Source organism: Martinezella hainanensis (genome assembly GCF_900094555.1).
In the GTDB taxonomy this organism is placed as follows: domain Bacteria; phylum Pseudomonadota; class Alphaproteobacteria; order Rhizobiales; family Rhizobiaceae; genus Rhizobium; species Rhizobium hainanense.
In genome coordinates this window covers 430,854-451,633 of sequence record NZ_FMAC01000003.1, presented here as the reverse complement: position 1 = coordinate 451,633, position 20,780 = coordinate 430,854, and the positions used below count along the sequence as shown (strand labels likewise).

The following is a 20,780-nucleotide window of genomic DNA, read 5'->3' as shown; positions in this document are numbered from 1 at the left end:
TGACCACAGACCGAAGACGCTAGACATGTCTCGATTTTTGGGAAAAGCAGATGGCCGGGATGAATTCGGACGCCGATGATGCGAGCCTCGGCGCGGGCAAGAGATACCACGATGCGATCGTGCACGCTTTGGGCGACCGGATCGTCGGTGGCCTGCTTGCGGCGGGAGCCTCCATCGGAACGGAGCAGGAGCTCTGCGATCATTTCGGGACATCGCGCACCGTCATCCGGGAAGCCATCAAGATCCTGTCGGCCAAGGGCCTCCTCGAAAGCCGCCCGAGAAGCGGGACGAGGGTGACCGATCACTCCGCATGGCTTCTGCTTGATCCTCAGGTTCTCGCTTGGAGGCTTGGCGCGAAGAGCGGCAGCGAACGAGCGCGTATCGACCTTTATGAACTCAGGCAATCCTTCGAGCCGGCCGCGGCGGAACTTGCGGCTGCGCGTGCGACACCTCAGGCGTTGCAGAAAATGAAACATGCCCTGCTTGGCATGACCCTCGCTTCGACGGCGGAAGAAAAGATCGAGCATGATCTCGCATTTCACACTGCCATTTTGGCCGCAACGGGCAACGCCTTCTATCTTGCCTTGGGGTCGCTGATCTCGGCGGGGCTGAAACATGTCTTCAAGGCAGGGCTGGAGCGGACGGCGAAGGAAGACGAGCGCTGGATACGCCGCCACCAGAATGTCTATGAGGCGATTGCCGGTGCCGACGGTTCCGGCGCGGCAGAGCAGATGAAGAACCTCCTGCGCGAAGCGCTGGAGGTCCAGAAGCTCGAGCCACCGCAGTCCGAAATCTAAAGGCAAATCAGCTTCGGAAAGATCCGAGCCTCTTCACATGCGAGGTGACGAGCTCCTCGCCGAACGGCGTCGGACGCATGGCAGGCGCCCGATCCTGGATCGTGAGCCCTGCTCGCTCCGCGAACAGCCGCTTGCCGTAGCACATAAGATGTTCGATCCCCTGCATGACGGCGACTGCAGACGGAAGCATGGTTCGATAGATCTCCTCGGCGCCGATCTCGTCTCCGGCGCGAAAGGCGTTGTATGCCTTGACTGCATAGTCGATGAGATCGGGGGCTAGAATATAGCCGGCGCAGCCTGCCCGCAGCCCGTCAAGCAATTCCAGGCCGCCCCGACCGGCGAAGACCGGCACGCCGTCGCCGATCGCCTGCATCAGCGCCTTGACCTCGACGGCCGATCCCTCCGCCTTGAGTACCCTCACATTGGGATGGGCGGCGCGTAGCGCCGCCAGATCCGGGCCTGTCAGTCCGCGCCCGAGAAAGGCGGGCGCGTTCTGGATCGCCACCGGCAGATTCGTCGCATCCGCGACACGGCCGAAAAAGTCGATATATTCCTTTGCTCCGAAAGAACCGACCGGCGGCGGCTGGAGTATTACCCAATCGGCACCAACCGCTTCGGCATGCCGCACCTGCTCCACCTGCTCGGCAACCGAGGTGCCGAAGATGGTGAAGGCAAGCGGCAGCCGGCCGGCATTGTCCTCGGCAAGCCAGTCCATCACGGTCCGGCGCTCGGCAGCCGTCAATTTGGAAACCTCAGTGGCAAGGCCGAGCGCCGCAAGCCCATGCACGCCTGCCGCCATGCAGATTTCCACCTGCCGCTTCATCCCCGACCTGTCGAGCTTCTCCTCTCTGTCGAAAAGAGCGTAGAGGATCGCGTGGATGCCATGCAGTTTCTCAGGTTCGAATGCCATCTTGAATGCCTTATTGTTTTGAAAGTCGAAGGGCCGGCGCACCCGTGTGGACGATTGCGATGCCGAGAAGGCCGCCTGTGATCAGCGCGGCAGCCACCAGCGTCAGCGCCACATCATAGCTCCCGGTCGAATCCTTGAGCCAGCCGATCACTGGCGGCAGGGCGAGGCCGGCGACGTTTGCCAGCGCATTGATGAGCGCGATCGATACGGCGGCTGCAATCCCCGAGACGAATTCAGTGGTGACAGCCCAGAAGATCGGAATGACCGCCCAGTTGAGCGCCACCGAAAGGACAAGCAGCAGATAGGCGAGGTGCGGATCCCCGGCATAGGTCGCACCGAGAAGGCAGATGCCGGCAAGGGTGAGCGGAAGCCCGAGATGAAGCGCGCGCTCGCCGGTTCGATCCGAATGCCTGCCATTGAAGAACATCAAGATGCAGGCGGCAAGAAACGGCGCCGCCGAAAGCAGGCTTACCGCCAGATTGCCGCTGCCGGACAGGTTCTTGACGATCAGCGGCATGAAGAGCGTGATGCCGATCGTGCCGAAGGCCTGAAGCAGCCAGAAGAAGGCAAGCATCCAGACGCGAGCGTTGGAAAACGCCGCACTCCAGCCTGCATGATGCGAGACAGGCGCCTTCTCCTCTTCGGCCGCGATGGTTCGCTCGAGGCCAGCCTGCTGCTCGACGGTCAGCCATGTCGCGTCTCGCGGGCGGTCGGGCAGAAAGTTCAATACGACAAAGCCCAGGACGATGGCGGGAATGCCTTCGATCAGAAACACCCAGCGCCACCCCGACAGGCCGAGAATGCCGTGCGCATTGAGCAGCAGACCGGAGAGCGGCAAGCCGATGACCGATGCGAGCGCTGCGCCGATATAGAAGAAAGACATGGCGTTTGCCCTGTCGCGTGATGGATACCATTTCGCAAGATAGAAGATGATGCCGGGCGTGAAGCCGGCCTCGGCCGCTCCGAGAAGGAGGCGCATTCCATAAAGCTGATAGGCGTTGGATATGAACGCCATGCCGGCAGCAATGATGCCCCAGCTGATCATGATGCGGGCAATCCAGCGGCGCGCGCCGAACTGGACCAGCAGCATGTTGCTCGGTATTTCGAAGACGATATAGGTCGCAAAGAATATGCCGGCCGCCAGCCCATACATCCGGCTCGTCAGGCCCAGTTCCTCGTTCATTCCGAGTGCGGCAACCGAGATGTTGGATCGGTCGATATAGGCGACCAGATAGAGCAGCATCAGGAATGGCAGGATGCGCAGATTGATGCGGCGAACGGCCTCTTCATTGGTTTCGAAATTCATTTCCCCCTCCATGACACTCATCGGCGCCTTACAAACATCATACCTTTAACATATGATGTTTGTAAGGCAACAAGCCATTTGCTTTTATCCGCGCATTCTGATTGGTCTCGGTGGCGATGGAGGTGAAGGACCGACGCATGACGAAGACAAAGCCGAACAGAACGACGGCTCTCGTGGAGGCTCTCGGCATCCGTATCGCATCCGGGCAGATAGCACCCGGCACCTATCTCCCCTCGGAAGGTGAGCTGGAGCAGGAATTCGGCGTCAGCCGTACGGTCGTGCGCGAAGCAGCGAAGATATTGTCGGCCAAGGGTCTGGTGACCGTCAGACAGCGCACCGGCACGCGAGTGGAGCCGCGGGAGCGATGGCAGTGGCTCGACGGAGAATTGATCGCATGGCTGTCGCGCGGACGGATTTCGCATGATGAGCTTATGGCTTTTGCCGAAGCGCGCCAGATCATCGAACCCGGAGCCGCCGCACTGGCAGCGTTGCGGGCAACCGACATAGAACGTCAAGCGATCCTCGACACCTATCGCCGCATGGAACGAGATCAGAACGACCCAGCGGCCGCCGTCGCCGCCGACAAGGCCTTTCACATGTCGATCCTGGCCGCGACGCATAATCCGGTGCTGCAGAGCCTCCGCCAGGCGATCGAATCCATTCTCGATGCCGTTTTCCCGCATACGGTCGGCGCGTTCACCGCCAACCTCGAAAACCACGCCGCCGTTGCAGAGGCGATTGCCGCGGGTGACTGTATCGCTGCCAGACACGCCATGGAGGCCGTTCTCGACCGGACGTCAGGCTTCCTTGGGCACGCGCGGGAGCAGGCGACATCATAGCCATCAAGGCTTGCCAGCCAAAAATGAGGACTGTGAGGACATAGAATTGACGGGGAAGGACCGGACCGCGAAAGGGGGTTCGCCCCTCGTAAACGGAACGCTCTCACGGCCGGTCCCAATTTCCTGCAGGCCAGGCCCGCAAGAGGCGGCGCTTTTGCGCGCCCATTGCGGCAATATATTGTCTAACGCTAAAAAATGGAGGCCAGACAAAATCGCGCGATATCGGTTCCCATTGTCGCCTCGCGCGTAGATAGTGGTCACGGACGCGCTCCCATCTGTGTCTCTCAATCGGCAAGGCGCCTTATGATGACCGCAAGATCCATCCCCCGCTCCGCTCTCGATACGCCGCGCCTCCGCTTGCGTCCCACGTCCGCGGCCGATGCGAAACGCGCATTCGAAATACAGAACGATTGGGCTGTGACTCGCATGCTGAGTAATGCCTCCTATCCCCCAAAGGAAAACAATATCAAAGACTGGTTTTCCAGCCATGAGCACGAATGGGCCGAAGGCTCCGCCTATCGCTTCGCCATCGAACAAGGAGAAAGAACGATCGGCATCGTCGACGTCGATGGCATTGTCGGCAGCACGGGCAGTCTTGGCTATTGGCTGGAGAGAGAGTCCTGGGGAAAAGGCTATGCTTTCGAGGCGGCACAGGCGCTGATCGGCTTCGTCTTCAACGAAGCTGGCCTCTCAAGGCTGGAATCCGGCCACGCATCCGACAACCCGGTCTCGGGGCGGGTACTGAGCAGGCTAGGCTTCCGCCAGGTCGGCAACAGGGAGCTTTTTTCGCGGGCACGCCGCGAAACCATCATCCAGTGCTGCTATGTGCTTGAGCGCCAGGCGCCGTGAACCCAGAGCGTCGAGCGGAGCCGCACTTCGCGCAACCGTAGTCCCGCTACAACTCGATTTCGTAGACCCGCTCATGCGTCGCGACGAAACCCTTGCCTTCCAGCGTCACCCAGCCGCGGAACATCCCTGGCGTATTATAGGGCGCGACGGCAGTGCCTTGAGCATCGATAGCCACCAGCCCGGCGCCGATCTGATGCGGCGCCAGATCATGGTTGATAAGCCCATCCGTCGCGGTCGCGATATCCTGCTTCAGATAGGCCATGCGGGATGCGATCTCGTGCCCGACGACATAGCGGATGAAAAACTCACCCTTGCCCGTTCCTGAAACAGCGCAGACGCCATCGCGCGCATAGGTGCCCGCACCGATGACCGGGCTGTCGCCCACGCGCCCGTCAGGCTTGTTGTTGTAGCCGCCCGTCGAGGTGGCTGCGGCAAGATGGCCGGCAGCATCGAGTGCCACGGCCCCGACAGTGCCGTGCTTTTCGTTCTCCGTCCCCTCGGTACCGGCTGCGGCATGGCGCTTCATCGCCTCCAGCGCCTCGACCCGCTTCTCCGTGGTAAAATAGGATTGCGGCTCGACCTGCAGCCCCTTCGCCGCGGCAAAACGATCAGCAGCGGGGCCGGTCATGTAGACGGCACGACCATCCTCCATCAACGCGCGGGCAGCCTTGATCGGATTGCGGATCGCCCGCGAGGCGCTGATGGCGCCTGCCTCCAGCGTCGTTCCATCCATGATCGACGCATCAAGCTCGTGCACGCCGTTCTCGTTGAGCGCTGCACCATGTCCGGCGTTGAAATGCGGGCTGTCTTCCATGACCACGACGGCCGCCTCGACGGCATCGATCGCGCTATCACCGGCCCTCAGCCGAGCATAGCCAGCCCGCAAGGCGGCAGCCAGGTCACGGCGCGCACCCTCCCATTCCTCCGGTGTCATGCTGTCTTCCGGCATGACACCGCAGCCACCGTGAATAGCCAGCGCGATTTTCGTCATTTCTTGCTCCGATCCGGTGTCGGCGCAACCTGTCTGCCAAACACCGCTCACCTCAACAACGCCCGATCGGTTTGACCGGACACACCATTTCAGCTGAAGGCGATATCGCCGATGACCCTTACTCTTACACGGCGCGCACCGCCAGGCAGATAAGCGATCGGGATATCTTCGACTTCGAGCGTATTCAGGCTTTCGCGGCTCGCGCCGGAAGCAACGGCGGCATCCTGCGCCTCGGCTTCCGCCTTGGCGATGGCTTCATCGCGGCTCAACCCCGAAAATACCTGGTCGACCTCGCCAGACACCTGCGCCATGGCGGCGCCGAGCGCATTGGCAACACCGGCATTCTCGACGCGAAGAACCTCCGACGCCCCTGCGATCCTTTCCGGGATCAGGAAGGCGCCACCACCGACAGCAATCAGCGGCACGTCCTCGGCCGAAGTCTTCATCTGATCGAAACTATCCGTCACCATGTCGCGGATGCGCTCGAGGCTTGCCTTGACAAAAGCTGGATCGAGATCCCGAACGCGATCCTTGTCCCCCATCTCGATCAGACCGGCGGCAACGGCGATGTCCGACGTCGTCAGCGTATTGCCACCAAAGACGCGCGCCTCCGTCAGAATGCGATAGCCGACCGAACGCGGACCGATCTTGCCCGTTTCCGGATCGATGATCGTTCCGCCGCCAAGCGCGATCGGCAACAGATCGGGCATGCGGAACAGCGTGCGTACGCCACCGATATGGACGATATTGTTGGCCTCGCGCGGGAAGCCGCCGACGAGGCACCCGATATCCGATGTCGTGCCGCCGACATCCACCACCATGGCGTCGCTCAAGCCCGTCAGGAAGGCGGCACCCCGCATCGAATTCGTCGGGCCGGATGCAAAGCTGTGGACCGGATTGACTGCTGCAACATCCGCTAGCGCCACCGTGCCGTCATTCTGCGTCAGGTAGAATGGTGCGGTCACGCCTGCTTCGCGCAACGCATCCGAGAAAGCCTGCACCGTGGTCCTGCCGAGCGACTGCAGCGCCGCATTGAGAAGCGCGACATTCTCGCGCTCCAGCAGACCGATCCGCCCAAGCGTATGTGACAGCGTGATCCTCGCATCCGGGATCACCGACCGGACAATCTCGCCAGCCTTGACCTCACATTCGGTGGTCAGCGGCGAGAAGGTTGCCGAGATGGCGATCGACGTGATGCCGGCATCGCGGATCTTCATCGCCGCTTCGCGGATCTCGTCCGGGATCATCGGCACCAGCGGGCTGCCGTCATATTCGTGGCCGCCATGAACCATGAAGATGAGCGGATCGACGGCCGCGCGCAAATCACTGGGCCAGTCGCACATGGGCGGCAAAGAAGCACCGGTCGGCAGCGCAATACGGATCGCGGCCACCCTTTCCAGCCGCGCCCGCTCGACGACAGCGTTGGTAAAATGCGTGGTGCCGATCATCACGGCGTCGATCGGCCGGCCGGATGCGTCGGCATGGCCGGCCACATGGCTGAGAGCCGCCTTCACACCCGACATCACGTCCTGTGTCGTGGGAACCTTGATGGAAGCGATGATCTTCTCACCGTCGATCAGAACGGCATCCGTATTGGTGCCGCCAACGTCAATACCGATGCGTTTCATGCGAATACCGATCTGAAATCAATGTCATAGCCGAAAGCACGCGGGCCGACGGCAGCGATCCCCGCGGGCGTGGTCAAAAGCTCCGGTGCCGGCAGAGCGACAACAGTCACGCGCTGGCCGTAGCGCACGGATTCCGTGCCGACCGCGCTGCCGGAAATCGTGTCGAGCAGGCAAAGGAGATCGGGTGTCATCGCTACCGGCTCGCCGTCACGGAAGGCGACCGCCCACTCGTTCTGGAAGGCGAGCTCCATCCGGGAGCCCTTGTCGGCGTCAATCCCCTCGATCACGGTCCGCCCCCGCAGGAAGCCGCCGGTTGTTTCGCGCGCCACATCGATCACCTTGCCGCGGAATAATTGCTTGCCGCCCTCGTGATCGAGAACCGCCTTCACCGGATCGTCGTGACGTGCGCGCGCCTCGATGACGGCGCGGCCGAGTTCCGTCGCCTTGGTGATCGTGTAGTGAATGCCCCAGTCTTTGACTTCGCGGCCCGTGCGCGGGGCCTTGCAGGTGGCGGCGGTCGAACCGACTTCGGTGCAGACCTTGCGTGAAATCCGCTCCATCCACTTCCAGGAAGCCGCCTTGGTGACGATGACCTCATTGTCGCGCACGTCGACGAGGGAAAGCGGATACATCGGCAGGTTGCCGATCGCGAACGAGGTCATCTGCGCCTCGGGATAGGCACGCCCCATGGCATCGGCGTTGACAACGGGCCGGCCGAGCATTGCGGCTGCGAGGAATGAGGACAACGCATTCGAGCCGCCGATCTCGACGCTCATGATCGCGCGGAAAGGTTTCCCGAGATAATCCTCCATGACCTCGACCGCACGCGCCAGATGCACGGGATCGCTGAGGCGCTCCTGCCCCACCAGGGGCGCGCCCATCTTCGAGACGACGGCAACCATATCGTCGTCGCCGAGCGCCATCGGGTCCATCACCTGCACGCGACGACCTTCGGCATAGAGCCTGCGAAGATTGAGCGTCGAAATATAGGGATTGCCACCGCCTCCGGTCCCCAGAATCCAGGCTCCCGTTGCGAGCGGCTCGATATTGTCTTCGGAAAATTCCTGAAGCATGTTTCACCTTCGGCAATAGCTCTCCCGACCCCGAATGGGGCCGGGTCTACGTCTTGTGCAGGCGAAGATCAGTTCGCCTTGCAGTCCCAATGGAAGTTCGAGAAGTTCAGATCCCAGCTCTGCATCGGGATGAACTCGTAGCCTTGAAGGCACTTGTTCGCCGCATAGCGCCGGTTCGGCGACACCGCCCATACGTCGGGCTGCAGTTCGGCGAGCTTTGTTTGCAGCTCCTTGTAGGTTGCATTCTGCTCCTTGATGTCGGTGGTTGCCCTTACCTTGTCGATCAGCGCGTCGACCTCAGGATCCTGCAGCCATTCCATCGACATCCAGGTGCCGGAAGCCTTGGAGTGATACTGATTGTAGAAGATCGCGTCAGGCGACGGATAGTTGGGCGAGATATTGACCTGTGTCGATGCGGGAGTGGTTTCCGGCTTCGACGAAAGCTCGACGATGCGGTTCCAGGGCTCGGGCTTGATATCGAGCGTGATACCGATCTGTTCGAGATTGGCCTGCATCAGCAGCGCAACTTCGGATTCGAAGGCGAGCGAGGCGACATAGCTGTTCACCAGCGTGATTTTCTGGCCCGCATATTTCGACTTGGCGAGCTCTTCCTTCGCCTTTTCGAGGTCGAAGACGCCGGGCTGGATATCGTCGTTGTGAGCATCCTTGAAGACGGTCGAAAGCGGGCCGGTCATGTCGAAGCCCGGATAGATCGCTTCCTGGATGGTCTTGTAGTCGGTCGCATAGGCGATCGCGCGCCGGACATGCACGTCGTCGGTCGGATAGACCTTGCTGTTCAGCTTGATGACGAAACCGCCGGCCGTCGTCGACTGCAGCAGCTTGTAGCCCGACATCTTGCCGATCGTTTCGTAGGTATCGTTGCCGAGGCCATGCGAGGAAAGGCCGAGCTCGCCCTTTTCGGCAAGCGCCTTGACGGTAGCATCGTCACTTGTCTGGACGAAACGCACTTCGTCGATCGGTGTTCCCTTGGTCCAGCCGAGGAAGTAATCGGGATTGCGCGCGATCACCATATCGGCGGAACGATTGTAGCTGACGAGCTTATAAGGGCCGGAACCGGCGGAGTGCTCGCCGACATAGGCTTCGCCCCATTTGTCGTCCGGTTTGGTGTTGGCCTCGATCAGCTTCTCGTTCAGCGCCATCATCAGCGGCGTGACAGCCATGAACGGCGAGAACTGGCGATCGAGCTTGACCACGACGGTCTTGTCATCAGGCGCGGTAACGTTGTCGGGCTGCACGAGGCCGACGACGAGGTTTGAGGGACCCTTGTTGATGCCGATCAGGCGCCGGATCGACCAGACGAAGTCGGATGCCTTGATCGGCGTGCCGTCCTGGAATTTGGCGTCGTCGCGAAGATGGAATGTGTAGGTCAGACCGTCCTGAGAAATATCCCAGGATTTTGCCAGATGGGGCACGATCTCGCCCGAAGGGCTGACGGTCGTCAGCGCGTCATACATGTTCACGATGGCCATGTAGCCCGTGTAGTCGGTGACCTTGGCCGGATCGAGCGAGCTGAAGATCTGCATCGTGTTGACGGCGATCGACACCTTGTCGGCCGCCGACGCTGCGACCGAGGTCAGCGGCAATGCCATGGCACTGGCAAGCAGCAGCGCCGTCAGACGCAGATTTCTGAAACCCATCTTCATTCTAGTTCTCCTCTTTGATGCGGGAACTGCCCCGCTTATGGTTAGGCTGCCTTTCGGCCTGGGGCCGGCAGCGGCGAATAGATGATGTCCGGATAGCCGAAGGCGGCCGGACCGACGACGTCGAGCGCACGCGCGCTGCGCAGCAGCTCGTGACAGGGAATGGCGACGACGGCGACGCGCTGGCCGTAGCGCAGCATTTCGGTGGTGATCGGATAGCCGGTATCGACATCGAGCAGCACGATCAGATCCGGCACGCAGACCTCGATCACGCCATCGCGGCGGAAGACCAGGAATTCGTTCTGGATCGCCACGTTTGCCGTCTGGCCGTTGCAATCGTCAAAGCCGGCAAGTTCCATATCGCCGATGACGAAGCCGCCGCGCAGATGGCGCTTCAGGTCGGTGATCTTGCCGTTGAACACCCGCCTTCCGCCTTCCAGCGCACAAACGGCGGCGATCGGATCTTCCTGCGCCTTGCGCGCGCGGATCACCGCTTCTCCGAGCGCGATCGCCTTGGTGAAGCTCTTCGGGATGCCGTATTGATGGACATAATGGGCCTGCATCGGCGCGGTCGCCAGCATGGCCCCGCCGCCCTGAGCGACCACGCAGGCACGCGCCATGCGTTCGTGCCAGACTTCCGATACGGCATGGCTGAAGATCACGGCATTGCCATGCAGGTCGCACATGACCGAGGGCGTGGAGCTGTGGCCATAGATCGAGAAGGTCGTCATCTGCATTTCGGGGAAGGCCCGGCCCATGCCGTCGCAATCGAGGATAGGCAGGCCACCGAGAGCGGCGGTAACGAGGGGGTTCATCGCATTCGCGCCGCCGATCTCTTCGCAAACAATGGCATCGATCGGCGTGCGGATGAGCTCTTCCATGGCGCGCAGGCAGCGCAAGCCCTCGCGCCCCTCGCGGATGCGTTCGACGCCGACAACCGGCGCACCGATGCCGCCGATCGACATACAAAGTGCATCGGGTTCGATGGCGTCGGTCGCGAGCACCTTCATCTCGTAGCCGGCCTTCATGGCTTCGAGAACGAGAAGCTTGCCCTGGTAGGGGTTGCCACCGCCGCCAGTACCAAGAATGCCCGCACCGATTTCCAGGGCATCGAGATCCTCCGGCGTCAGCCGGCGCAGAGCGGCATCATCGTATTTCTGCTTGCGCGCCTCAGGCATGATGCCCTCCCATTTCACCGACGACTTTGACGTGAATGCGCGTGGCGTTGCCGGGCAGATAGGCAAGCGGCGTGTCCTCGCGCTCGATAACTTCAAGGGTTTCTGCAAGCGCGCCGGCGGCGATTGCCTTTTCGCGCGCTTCGGCTTCGGCTTCGGCAAGCGCGCTCTCGCGCGTGCAGCCGTCGACGAGCGAGAAGACGCGATCCGTCTCGCCGCTGATCTGGGCAATGGCAGCGCCGACAGCATTGGCTACGGCAAAATTCTCAGGCAAGATCACCTCGAGATCGCCGATGCGATCGGGCATCAGGATCGAACCGCCGCCGACTGCGATGACCGGCACCGGCGTCGAGGAAATGCGGCTGCGCTCGACGCAGGCCTCCAACATGGAGTTGATTTTTGCAACCGCCGCATCGACCAAACCCTTGTCGAGATTGGCAACCAACGCGGCATCGCCAACTTCAGCCTTACCGGCGGCTACAGCGACGTCGGTGGCGGTCAGCGTCGACCCGCCGAAGCAGAGCGCTTCCTTGCGCACGCGATAACCGACGGACTTCGGTCCGACGATGATTCCCGCTTCATTGCTGACAACGAGCGACCCGCCGCCGAGCCCGATCGAAAAGACGTCGGGCATCCGGAAATTCGTGCGAACCCCGCCGATATCGACAGTCGTCGAGGCCTGTCGCGGAAAGCCGTGCGAGAGAGCGCCGACATCCGAGGTAGTGCCGCCGACATCGACGACGACAGCGTCCTTCAGACCGGTCAGGAACGCGGCACCGCGCATGGAATTGGTCGGGCCGGAGGCAAAGGTCAGCACCGGAAAGGCACGCACGACGTCGGCCGCCATCAGCGTTCCGTCGTTCTGCGTGATGTAGAACGGGCACGGGATGCCGGCGGCTGCAAGCGCCTTGCCAAAAGCCGCAACCGTACGAGCGGCAAGCGACAGCAGGCTCGCATTCATGATCGCCGCACTTTCGCGCGCCAGGAGACCGTGACGGCCGATGTCCTTCGACATGACGACGGGCAGGCCCGGGCAATGCTGCTGCAGGATTTCCTTGGCCCGCAGCTCCATGGCATCGTTGATACCGCTGAAGACGCAGGTCACAGCGGCAGCCTTCAGGCCCTTCGCGCGGATTTCGCCGGCGATGCGTATGATGGCGTCCTCGTCGAGCGGCGAAAGCTCGCGTCCGTCGAACTCGTAGCCGCCCTTGACCTGGTAGCCGTGATTGCCGACGATCTCGCGCAGATCATCGGGCCAGTCGACCATGGGCGGCAGACCGGCACCGGACGGCAGGCTCAGGCGGATGGCTGCAACCTCGTCCATGTGTCGGCGCTCGATCACCGCATTGGTAAAATGCGTGGTACCGATCATGACGGCAGCAATGCGGGTACGATCGATGCCGGAGGCCTCGATGACCTTCTCCAGCGCCTCGATCACGCCCGAAGTCACGTCCTCGGTGGTCGAGGCCTTGACCCCGGCCAGAACGGTCTTTTCCTCCAGGACGACAGCATCCGTATTGGTGCCGCCGACGTCAATTCCAACGCGATACACGTCAGGCTCCTCTTCGATCAGTCTGTGGTTTTGACGAGAAAGCGCTTGCGCTCTTCCTCGGTTACCGCGGGCTTCTGGCGCTCTTCCTCGTCGGTGACGACGGGGATCGCAGCGATCAGCGCACGTGTATAGGGGTGATTGGGTGCGGCGAAGACCTCTGGCGTCGGCCCTTCCTCGACGATCTCGCCGCGCAGCATGATGGCAATACGCGAGCAGAAATTGCGCATCAGCGACAGGTCATGCGAGATCATCAGATAGGTGAGGCCGAGCTCCTCGCGCAGCTGCAAAAGCAGTTCGATGACGGTCTTCTGAACGGACACATCAAGCGCTGCGGTCGGCTCGTCGAGGATCAGGATCTTCGGCTCAGCCGCCAGCGCGCGGGCGATCGCCACGCGCTGCTTCTGGCCGCCCGAAAGCTCATGAGGGTACTTTGCCAAATAGGATTGCGGCAGGCGCACCAGCTCCATGAGCTGTTTCATCCGCGCCTCGCGGGTCGGCCCATCCATGCCAATCGATTTCAGCGGCAGCGACAGGGTCTGCTGGACGTTGCGCTTCGGATTGAGCGACGTGCCGGGGTTCTGATAGACGATCTGCGTCAGCCGCTTGCCGCGCTCCGGTGCCGGCGCATCGATGGTGACGCTGCCGGACGTCGGTCGCGACAGATCCATGATGATGCGCGCGACCGAGGTCTTGCCGGAACCGGATTCGCCGGCCAATCCGAAGATTTCGCCCTGGCGCAATGTCAGGTTCACGTCACGAACGGCATGGAAACCCGGCTTCCTGCCATAAATCTTGTTCAGCCCTTCGACTTTCACAATCGGTGCGCGCTCGCTCTGCGGCAGGTCGGTGACGCGTTCGCCGTAAAGCGGCGGCACGGCCTCCAGGAGCGCCTTCGTATAGGGCTGGTGCGGCTTGGTCAGAATCTCACCGCAAGGGCCGGCCTCGACGATATCGCCGTGATGCATGACCACCACCCGGTCCGCGACCTTGCGTACAACGCCGAGATTGTGGGTGATCATCAGGAGAGCCATGTTCTCCTCGACCACCAGCTGGTTGATCAGGTTCAGGATCTCGTCCTGCGTCGTCACGTCGAGTGCCGTGCCGGGTTCGTCCGCGATCAAGAGCTTCGGCTGGTGCAGCAGTGCAAGCCCGATCAGGACGCGCTGGCGCATGCCGCCCGAAAGCTCGGACGGATAGGCATTCATAACCCGCTCGGCATCGGCAAGCTGCACGCGGCGCAAGACGGCGGCGATCCGCGTCCGACGCTCGGCCTTCGACGAACGGACACCATCACGCTTGTCGGCAAAACGCATGACGTCGTCGAGATGTGTGCCGATCTTGAAGACCGGATTGAAGGAGGAAAGCGGGTCCTGCATGATCAGCGAAAAAGCGGTGCCTTTCAGCGCCTCGCGCTCCCTCCGCTGCATCTTCAGGACATCGCGACCCGACACCGAAATTGTGCCTGAGCTGATGGAGGCATTCTTCGGCAGGGTGCCGATGATCGCTTTCGCCGTGACGGATTTGCCCGATCCGGTCTCCCCGATCAGCGCGACGCGCTCACCGGCGGCAACGGTGAAGGCGATATCACGCAGCACTTGCCGGGTTCGGCCGTAGGTGGTGAAGGAGACATTCAAAGCCTCGATCTTGAGAAGTGGCTCGGTCATGGCTTAGCTCTCCACATCGAACATGTCGCGCAAGCCATCGCCCAGGAGATTGAAGCCGAGCGTTACGTAAAAGACTGCAGCACCGGGGCAAACGACTTCCCACCAATAACCGGGCATGAACTGGCGGCCATCGGCAACCATGGAGCCGAGGTCAGGGATGGGCGGCTTCACCCCGAAGCCGAGGAAGCTGAGAGTGGCGCCGAACAGGATGACGAAGGCTGCATCCAGCGTCGTCTTGACGGAGATGACCGCCACGCAATTCGGCAGGATTTCGCGAAAGAGGATGTGCATCGGCCCGGCGCCGGCAAGTCGCGCCGCCTCGATATAGTCTTCGGAGGCAATCGACTTCGAGACGGAATAGATCAGCCGCGCATGCCAGGTCCACCACAACAAGGTAATCGCGATCATCGCGTTCATCAGGTTCGGCTCGAGCAAGTTCGACACTGCAAGCGCCATGACGAGCGGCGGCATCGCCAGCATGACATTCGTCAGACCCGTGATGAGCTTCTCGACCCAGCCGCCAAAATAACCTGCGACCAGGCCGAGCACTGTGCCGATCGGCACGGAAATGCCGAGGACGCCGATGACCAGCAGCAGTGAAACACGCAGACCGAAGACCGTGCGGGAGAAGATATCGCGACCGACCTTGTCCGTGCCGAACCAATGAGTGACATCGGGCGCTACATGCCGTGCGCGGAAATCGACGACGGCACCGACATGCTTCGGATAAGGCGTGAGCCAGGGTGCAAAGACTGCAAGCACGACGACCGATGTCAGAATCAGCGTACCGATCACCGCAGCCGGATTACGGCTGAAGCGATACCACATCATGTAACCCGTGCTCAGTCCGCGGTCGGAGGCATCAAGCATCTTCATATCGGCCATCAGCGTGCCTCCTTGCGGCGCAGGCGCGGGTCGATGATCGAGATCAGGACGTCAACGACCAGGTTCGCAACGATGAAAAACAGGCCGGCGACCAGCACGACGGCCGTCACGGCATTGAGATCCTTTTGCAAGATGGCGTTGAGCCCGTAGGACGCAAAGCCGCCCCAGGCGAACACCATCTCGATGACGAAGGCATTGCCGATCAGCGATGCAAATTCGAGGCCCATGATCGTCAATGGCGCGATCGAAGACAGCTTGAGGAGATAACGGAAGATGATGACCCGCTCCGGTACGCCGAAGCTCTGCAAGGTCAAGACATGGTCCTTGCGCTGGTTCTCCAGCATGGAGGAACGGGTGATGCGGGTAATCTGGCCGATACCGGCCATGGCAAGCGCAAAGGCAGGCAGCACGAGATGCTGGAGCGCATCGACAAACACATCCAGACGTCCCGCTAGCAGCCCATCGATCAACAGGAATCCGGTCGGCCCAGGCTGAAAACTTAAGGAATGATCGAGACGGCCGATGATCGGCCAGTTCGGCAGACAGCGCGCGGCCAGCAATTGCAGGCTGATCGCAAACAGGAAGCTCGGAATGGTCACCCCGGTCAAGGACAGGATTCGGCCGATATGGTCCAGCGCACGATCGCGGAAATGCGCGGTGATGACCCCGAGCGGAATGGCCACCACGAACATGAAGATGACGGAGACGAGCACCAGTTCGACGGTCGCCGGCACCGTCTGCTCCAAATCGGTCGTGACCGGACGCTGCGAGACCAGCGACATGCCGAGATCACCCCGCAGCGCCTTGCCGACATAGTCGACATATTGCACCAGAAGCGGCTTATCCAGGCCCATCTGAACACGGAGCGCATCGACCTGTTCCTGCGTTGCCGCAGGGCCGAGCGCCATGCGCGCGGGATCTCCGGGCACGACGCGCGCCAGCGCGAAAATCATGATGGAGAGCGCGATCATGACCAGCACGAAAGTGCTGAGCCGCGTCAGGATCGCGACCAACGGATGTTGCTGCATCGACGGGAGGTTCCTTGTTCGCCAGCTAACCTGGCAACAACAATCCGCATCTTCCGGCGATGAACAACGGGACAAAGGTATAGTTTTTTAGCTTTATGGTATAGGTTATTTTTCGCTATATGCTTACAAACCCTGCATGAACAGATTGATCCCCCGGCCCAATCTTTGCCGCCGCATCGCCGCAGAGCGAGCGGGCGTGATCTTCCTGCGCGCCCCTGCGGGCGCCGGAAAGACCACTGTTCTGTCCATGGTAGCAAAGGCGATGGGCCGGAAGGTCTGCAGCCTGCAGCAGCCGCGGATGAGCGATGTTGAGGATGGTTGGCTCTTCTGGGACGTGCCAGTGTCAGTGCGGTCGGCTCGCGTTTCTGCCCAACTCGTCGAGACCATCGGCGTGCTGGTGGTCGCCTGCCGCCCCGATCAGCGCATCAGCGGACTGGCGCGGCTTATCCTGCATCGCGGTGCAGTCACGCTCGACGGTGGGGATCTCACATTTTCGAAAGAGGAATTGCGTGATCTTCATACCGAAGAAGCCGAGCGGCTCCTCAGGGATTACGCCGGTTGGCCGGCATTTCTGCCGCTGACGCACCTGCAGGACACACGCCTGAGCATCGACTACCTGCGCGAAAATTTCCTCGCTCACCTTTCACCGGGACAGACGGCTTCGCTATCGATCTGGCTCGAAGCGCCCGCCTCGCTCCCGTCCGATGAATGGGCTGGCCTATTGCCGCCTCTGCTTGTCGAGGCTCCAGATGAACACCCAGAGCTGTTGAAACTTCTGACCATCGCCGTCGGCGAACGGCTGGCGACCTTCGAGACAGCAGTCGCGGTGATTGAGGTCGCTTCCGCCCTCGAACGGGCGGGACGAGCGCTTGCTGCCATGGCCCTGCTCCTGGAGCATGGACATGAGGCCCACGCAGCACAAATTCTGGAGCGTGCCCGCGGCCTGGAACTGATCTACCGCAACAGCCTCCAGACCTTTCGCGACATCATCATGCGGTTTTCCCACGAGATGATCGCAACCAACGAGGTCGTGCTCTTTGCCATGGCCCGCACGCTCCTGAAGCTCGGAGAACTGCAGCGCGTGCGCCATCTGGTCGGCAAGCATCTGGGTTCGGACTATCTCGATCCGCTCAAGGTCTTGCTGCGCGGGTCGCGCTTTTCCTTTGCGGCACGAACCTTCCGGCTCAATCTCATGATCTCCGAAGACCTGATGCCGACCGACGCCATGATCACCCGGCTCGGCGAGTTCATGGCGGATTATCCGATGGGGGATTACGGCAAATGGGCTGCCTATTACAACGCGCTGCTGGAATTCGAAATTCGCCGCCGGAATTTTCGCGAGGCGGAGGCGGCTGCCGCCCGCGCCTTGATCTACCTCGGCCATATGGGCGGCCAGCCGCTGCTGGAATTCTTCATCCATCTGCATCAGACGGTGTTGCGCCTTATGAGCGGCGATGCCCTTTTTGCACGTCGGGCTGCCCAGGAGGCACGGCAGAAACTCGAACAGGTGCCGCACGCGGCAGAGGCGGAATTCCGGATGCTGCGGCTCGCCGAAGCCTCCATCGCCTATGAGGCAGGTCACCCTCGCGATCTCCTGCAGTTCGTTCAGAATGAGTTCGATGGTTTCGCCGCCGCGGAAATCTGGCCCAGCTTGATGCAGTTCGCGCTTCACTATGCGTCACAGGTCCTGGCCGATCATTTTCCGATGGTGATCCGGCCCGGTTTTCTCGACGGGCTCTGGATCCATCTGTCAGAGGGCCTGCAATTCCACGCGATGATGGAGATCCGCACCGCGATTGCGTATCAGAATGCCAATCGCTGGAGCGATGCAGCACTAACGCTTTCCGCCGTCCGCATGCGCATCGGCCGCAACTGGGTCGAAAGCGCCAACGAAGAACTGACCCGCCTGACGAGACGGGACGAGATTTCCTACGCTATGGCATGGCTGCGCGACAGCGTGCGTCTGTCGACGCCGCGCCCCTATCTCTCGCGCCAGATCGATGCGCTGATCGCCAACCCGAAAGTCACCAACCGAGAGAAAGTTGCCCTGCAGCTCTGGCAAAGCTATGCCGCCTATCAACGCCGTGACAATGCCGCGACGCGCGCGCATCTGCTGTCTGCGCTTGAAAGCGCGACACGCCTCGGCTGCAACGGCGTCCTCTCCGAGGAGCGGATCTTCCTTTCGCCGTTGCTCAAGAACCAGCGTATCCGCAGCTTCATAGAGACCTCGTCCGATGTCCGCACCGCGCTTTCGCTTTTTGCCGCTTCGATGAATTCGCCGCAGGCGAAAGCCCTGCAAGGTGGTCTCTCGCAGCGCGAGGTGCAGATGATCCAGCTGATCGCAAGCGGCATGTCGAACAAGCGCATTGCCCATACTCTCAATGTTTCCGAGGTGACGGTGAAATTTCACCTCGGAAATCTGTTTCGCAAGCTGGGCTGTCATCGCCGCGCCGAAGCGATCCGGGCAGCAACCGCGCTCGGCTGGCTGTGATCGCAGCAACTGCTGGATCAGACCAGACTGGCCTTGTCGGCATCCTCCCGCAAGGCGCGGCTGGCACCCGTATCTTCCGCGCCCAGCACAGCATAGCCGATACTGGCAAAATGGGAGTTGACGAGCTTGAGATCGCGCAACGTCGCCAGAAACAGGCTGCTTGAACCGAGCAGCGCCGGATTGGCGCCGCCCAGACGGGCGAGATGGTCTCTTGCCGCACCCCGCTCGGCTTCGTTGAGATGCCGCTTGGCATCCACCAGTTCCTGGGCCGAACGCGGATCTTCCGTCGTCAATGTCGATAGCGCCAGCCGCAGGTCCGCGGCGACCTCGGCCTGGATCGTCTGCAGGGCTGCATGGTCGGCCGCATTGATCGTCCCTTCGGCGCGCCGCGTGATCTGCTCTAGGCAGCGCTCGAGAATATCACCGGAGTGCCCGAGATTGACGGCGAATTCGATGACGTCGGACAGGCGGCTGGCGTCGCGATCCGTCAATTCCGACGGCTCCAGCCGGGCAAGATAGGCCTTGACCGCCTCATGCAGCACATCGAGTTCCCTGCCCAGCCGCATGGCCTGCGACGTCGCCTGCTTGTCGGGACGAGCGAGATCGGCCGGAACCAGACGGAGAAGCGCCTCCACTAGATCGCCCATGCGCAGGATCTCGCGCGCGGCGCTGGCAAGGGCGAGATAGGGCGTTTCCAGTACCGACTTGTCGAGAAAGAGCGGGCGTGCCGCATCCCCCACCGGTTTGATCTTTTCAGGAAACAGCTTGACCAACAGCGCCTGCGTCGGGCCGAGCAGTCCAACACCAGCGACTGCAAGCATGACATTGAAGGCCAGATGGAAATTGGTCAGCATGGATGCGGGGTCGGCCATATGCTTCTGCAGGATATCCGCGAGCGGCTGCAGAAAGGGGAGCACGACGATGCCGCCGATCGCGCGGAACACGAGATTACCCATCGGCACGCGACGGTTGGCGGGATTGGCCGCGTTCGTTTCGAAAACCGGCGGGAGTGCTCCACCTAGATTGGCGCCGAGAACCAATGCGAGGCCGGCGGTCGGCGTCACGACATTGCCGGCGGCAAGCCCCACCAGCAACAGCATCACGGCGACGCTGGAATGCGCCGCAAAGGTGAGCGCCGCAGCCAGCAATATGTCGAGCACGGGATCGCCGGTTATCGCGTCAAGGATGCTCCGCAGCGCAGGAGCGGTGCTGACCGGCTGGATCGTCTGCACGAGTTCATGCAGGGCGAGCAGCATCAAGCCAAGCCCAATGCCGACGCGCCCTAGGTGGCGCACGCGCCCCTTCGGCCCTCGTTTGAACGCGACATAGCCAATCAGCAGCAGCAGAGGAGAGATGAAGGAGACGTCGAAGGAGAGCGCCTTGACGATCAGTGCGGTACCAACATTGGCGCCCAGCATGACCGCGAGAGCCGGCACGAGCGCGACCGCGCCACGGGCGGCAAACGAGGTGACCATCATGACGGTTGCGGTGCTGCTCTGGAGCAGCATCGTCACGCCGGCGCCAGCGGCAACGGCCACCAGGCGATTGCGCAGCGCACGGCCGAGAACGCGTCTCAGGTCGGAGCCAAAGGCCTTTTCAATGCCGCCTTGCACCATGCGCATTCCCCAGAGGAGAAGTGCGACATGCCCCATAAGTTCCAGGATGACGAGACTACCGGTCATGACACATTATCCGGTTGAAAATGAAAACAATGCTGGTTGAATGCAGACGGCTCATGCCGCCGGGGATCGTCATTTTCGACGCGAGCCATTTCCGTTATGGCCGGGCTCCGCCCACGCAGTTGGCAATCGACCACACGCAAAAGTATCATGCCAATTGTGACAGCGAGATAACCGCGTTACGGCGCGCGGCGCGTCGTTCATCGCAGCCAATTCGAAGATAGTGACCATGATAGCGACCTCCTGGTTCGA

Annotated in this window: 16 protein-coding genes; 4 read left to right on the top strand and 12 right to left on the bottom strand. The window is 61.6% G+C overall.

Translation table 11 applies throughout. The features are described from left to right. Positions 1-50 precede the first annotated feature (50 nt). Positions 51-797 carry a FadR/GntR family transcriptional regulator gene (locus GA0061100_RS12680; protein WP_083961326.1) on the top strand — a complete coding sequence of 249 codons (747 nt, stop codon included), beginning with the start codon at positions 51-53 and terminating at the stop codon, positions 795-797. Positions 798-804: 7 nt separating this feature from the next. Here GA0061100_RS12680 and GA0061100_RS12675 read toward each other — a convergent pair whose 3' ends face one another. Together GA0061100_RS12675 and GA0061100_RS12670 are read right to left on the bottom strand one after the other, a co-directional pair. Beyond that, the gene (locus GA0061100_RS12675) at positions 805-1,707 is read right to left on the bottom strand and encodes a dihydrodipicolinate synthase family protein (RefSeq protein WP_075853044.1); all 903 of its coding nucleotides are present in this window, start codon (positions 1,705-1,707) and stop codon (positions 805-807) included. A gap of 10 nt (positions 1,708-1,717) precedes the next feature. Then, positions 1,718-3,013, bottom strand: a complete 1,296-nt coding sequence (locus tag GA0061100_RS12670) for an MFS transporter (protein WP_075853043.1) — start codon at positions 3,011-3,013, stop codon at positions 1,718-1,720. A 137-nt stretch (positions 3,014-3,150) separates the two neighbouring features. Between GA0061100_RS12670 and GA0061100_RS12665 the strand changes: the two genes are divergently transcribed. Both GA0061100_RS12665 and GA0061100_RS12660 read left to right on the top strand, forming a co-directional pair. After that, a complete protein-coding gene (locus tag GA0061100_RS12665) occupies positions 3,151-3,852 on the top strand; it encodes a FadR/GntR family transcriptional regulator (RefSeq protein ID WP_083961343.1) in 702 nt (233 codons plus the stop codon). Positions 3,853-4,047: 195 nt separating this feature from the next. Further along, a complete protein-coding gene (locus GA0061100_RS12660) occupies positions 4,048-4,701 on the top strand; it encodes a GNAT family N-acetyltransferase (RefSeq protein ID WP_342195456.1) in 654 nt (217 codons plus the stop codon). A gap of 46 nt (positions 4,702-4,747) precedes the next feature. Here the strand turns inward: GA0061100_RS12660 and GA0061100_RS12655 are convergent, their stop codons facing one another. From GA0061100_RS12655 to GA0061100_RS12615, 9 genes are all read right to left on the bottom strand, one after another. Further along, on the bottom strand, positions 4,748-5,692 hold the full coding sequence (locus GA0061100_RS12655) for an isoaspartyl peptidase/L-asparaginase family protein (protein ID WP_075853041.1): 945 nt from the start codon (positions 5,690-5,692) through the stop codon (positions 4,748-4,750). Between the two features lie 89 nt (positions 5,693-5,781). Then, on the bottom strand, positions 5,782-7,320 hold the full coding sequence (locus GA0061100_RS12650) for a hydantoinase/oxoprolinase N-terminal domain-containing protein (RefSeq protein WP_075853040.1): 1,539 nt from the start codon (positions 7,318-7,320) through the stop codon (positions 5,782-5,784). Beyond that, the gene (locus tag GA0061100_RS12645; RefSeq protein ID WP_075853039.1) at positions 7,317-8,393 is read right to left on the bottom strand and encodes an S-methyl thiohydantoin desulfurase family protein; all 1,077 of its coding nucleotides are present in this window, start codon (positions 8,391-8,393) and stop codon (positions 7,317-7,319) included. Before GA0061100_RS12645 ends, GA0061100_RS12650 begins: the two co-directional genes overlap by 4 nt. A gap of 68 nt (positions 8,394-8,461) precedes the next feature. Further along, positions 8,462-10,057, bottom strand: a complete 1,596-nt coding sequence (locus GA0061100_RS12640; protein WP_075853038.1) for an ABC transporter substrate-binding protein — start codon at positions 10,055-10,057, stop codon at positions 8,462-8,464. Positions 10,058-10,098: 41 nt separating this feature from the next. After that, the gene (locus tag GA0061100_RS12635) at positions 10,099-11,232 is read right to left on the bottom strand and encodes an S-methyl thiohydantoin desulfurase family protein (protein ID WP_075853037.1); all 1,134 of its coding nucleotides are present in this window, start codon (positions 11,230-11,232) and stop codon (positions 10,099-10,101) included. After that, complete coding sequence (locus tag GA0061100_RS12630) at positions 11,225-12,781, bottom strand: hydantoinase/oxoprolinase N-terminal domain-containing protein (RefSeq protein ID WP_075853036.1); 1,557 nt, start codon at positions 12,779-12,781, stop codon at positions 11,225-11,227. Before GA0061100_RS12630 ends, GA0061100_RS12635 begins: the two co-directional genes overlap by 8 nt. Positions 12,782-12,798: 17 nt before the next feature. Further along, positions 12,799-14,445 carry an ATP-binding cassette domain-containing protein gene (locus tag GA0061100_RS12625; RefSeq protein ID WP_075853035.1) on the bottom strand — a complete coding sequence of 549 codons (1,647 nt, stop codon included), beginning with the start codon at positions 14,443-14,445 and terminating at the stop codon, positions 12,799-12,801. Positions 14,446-14,448: 3 nt separating this feature from the next. Then, entirely contained in the window at positions 14,449-15,330 is an 882-nt protein-coding gene (locus GA0061100_RS12620; RefSeq protein ID WP_075853034.1) for an ABC transporter permease, read from the bottom strand. Then, complete coding sequence (locus tag GA0061100_RS12615; protein ID WP_075853033.1) at positions 15,330-16,358, bottom strand: ABC transporter permease; 1,029 nt, start codon at positions 16,356-16,358, stop codon at positions 15,330-15,332. The genes GA0061100_RS12620 and GA0061100_RS12615 overlap by 1 nt, the downstream gene beginning before the upstream one ends. Before the next feature lie 136 nt (positions 16,359-16,494). On the opposite strand from GA0061100_RS12615, the gene GA0061100_RS12610 reads away from it, so the two are divergent. Then, entirely contained in the window at positions 16,495-18,849 is a 2,355-nt protein-coding gene (locus GA0061100_RS12610) for a helix-turn-helix transcriptional regulator (RefSeq protein ID WP_075853032.1), read from the top strand. Positions 18,850-18,866: 17 nt separating this feature from the next. Here GA0061100_RS12610 and GA0061100_RS12605 read toward each other — a convergent pair whose 3' ends face one another. Beyond that, positions 18,867-20,531: a Na/Pi cotransporter family protein gene (locus GA0061100_RS12605; RefSeq protein ID WP_075853031.1), complete on the bottom strand. Its 1,665-nt coding sequence runs from the start codon at positions 20,529-20,531 to the stop codon at positions 18,867-18,869. Positions 20,532-20,780: the final 249 nt, after the last annotated feature.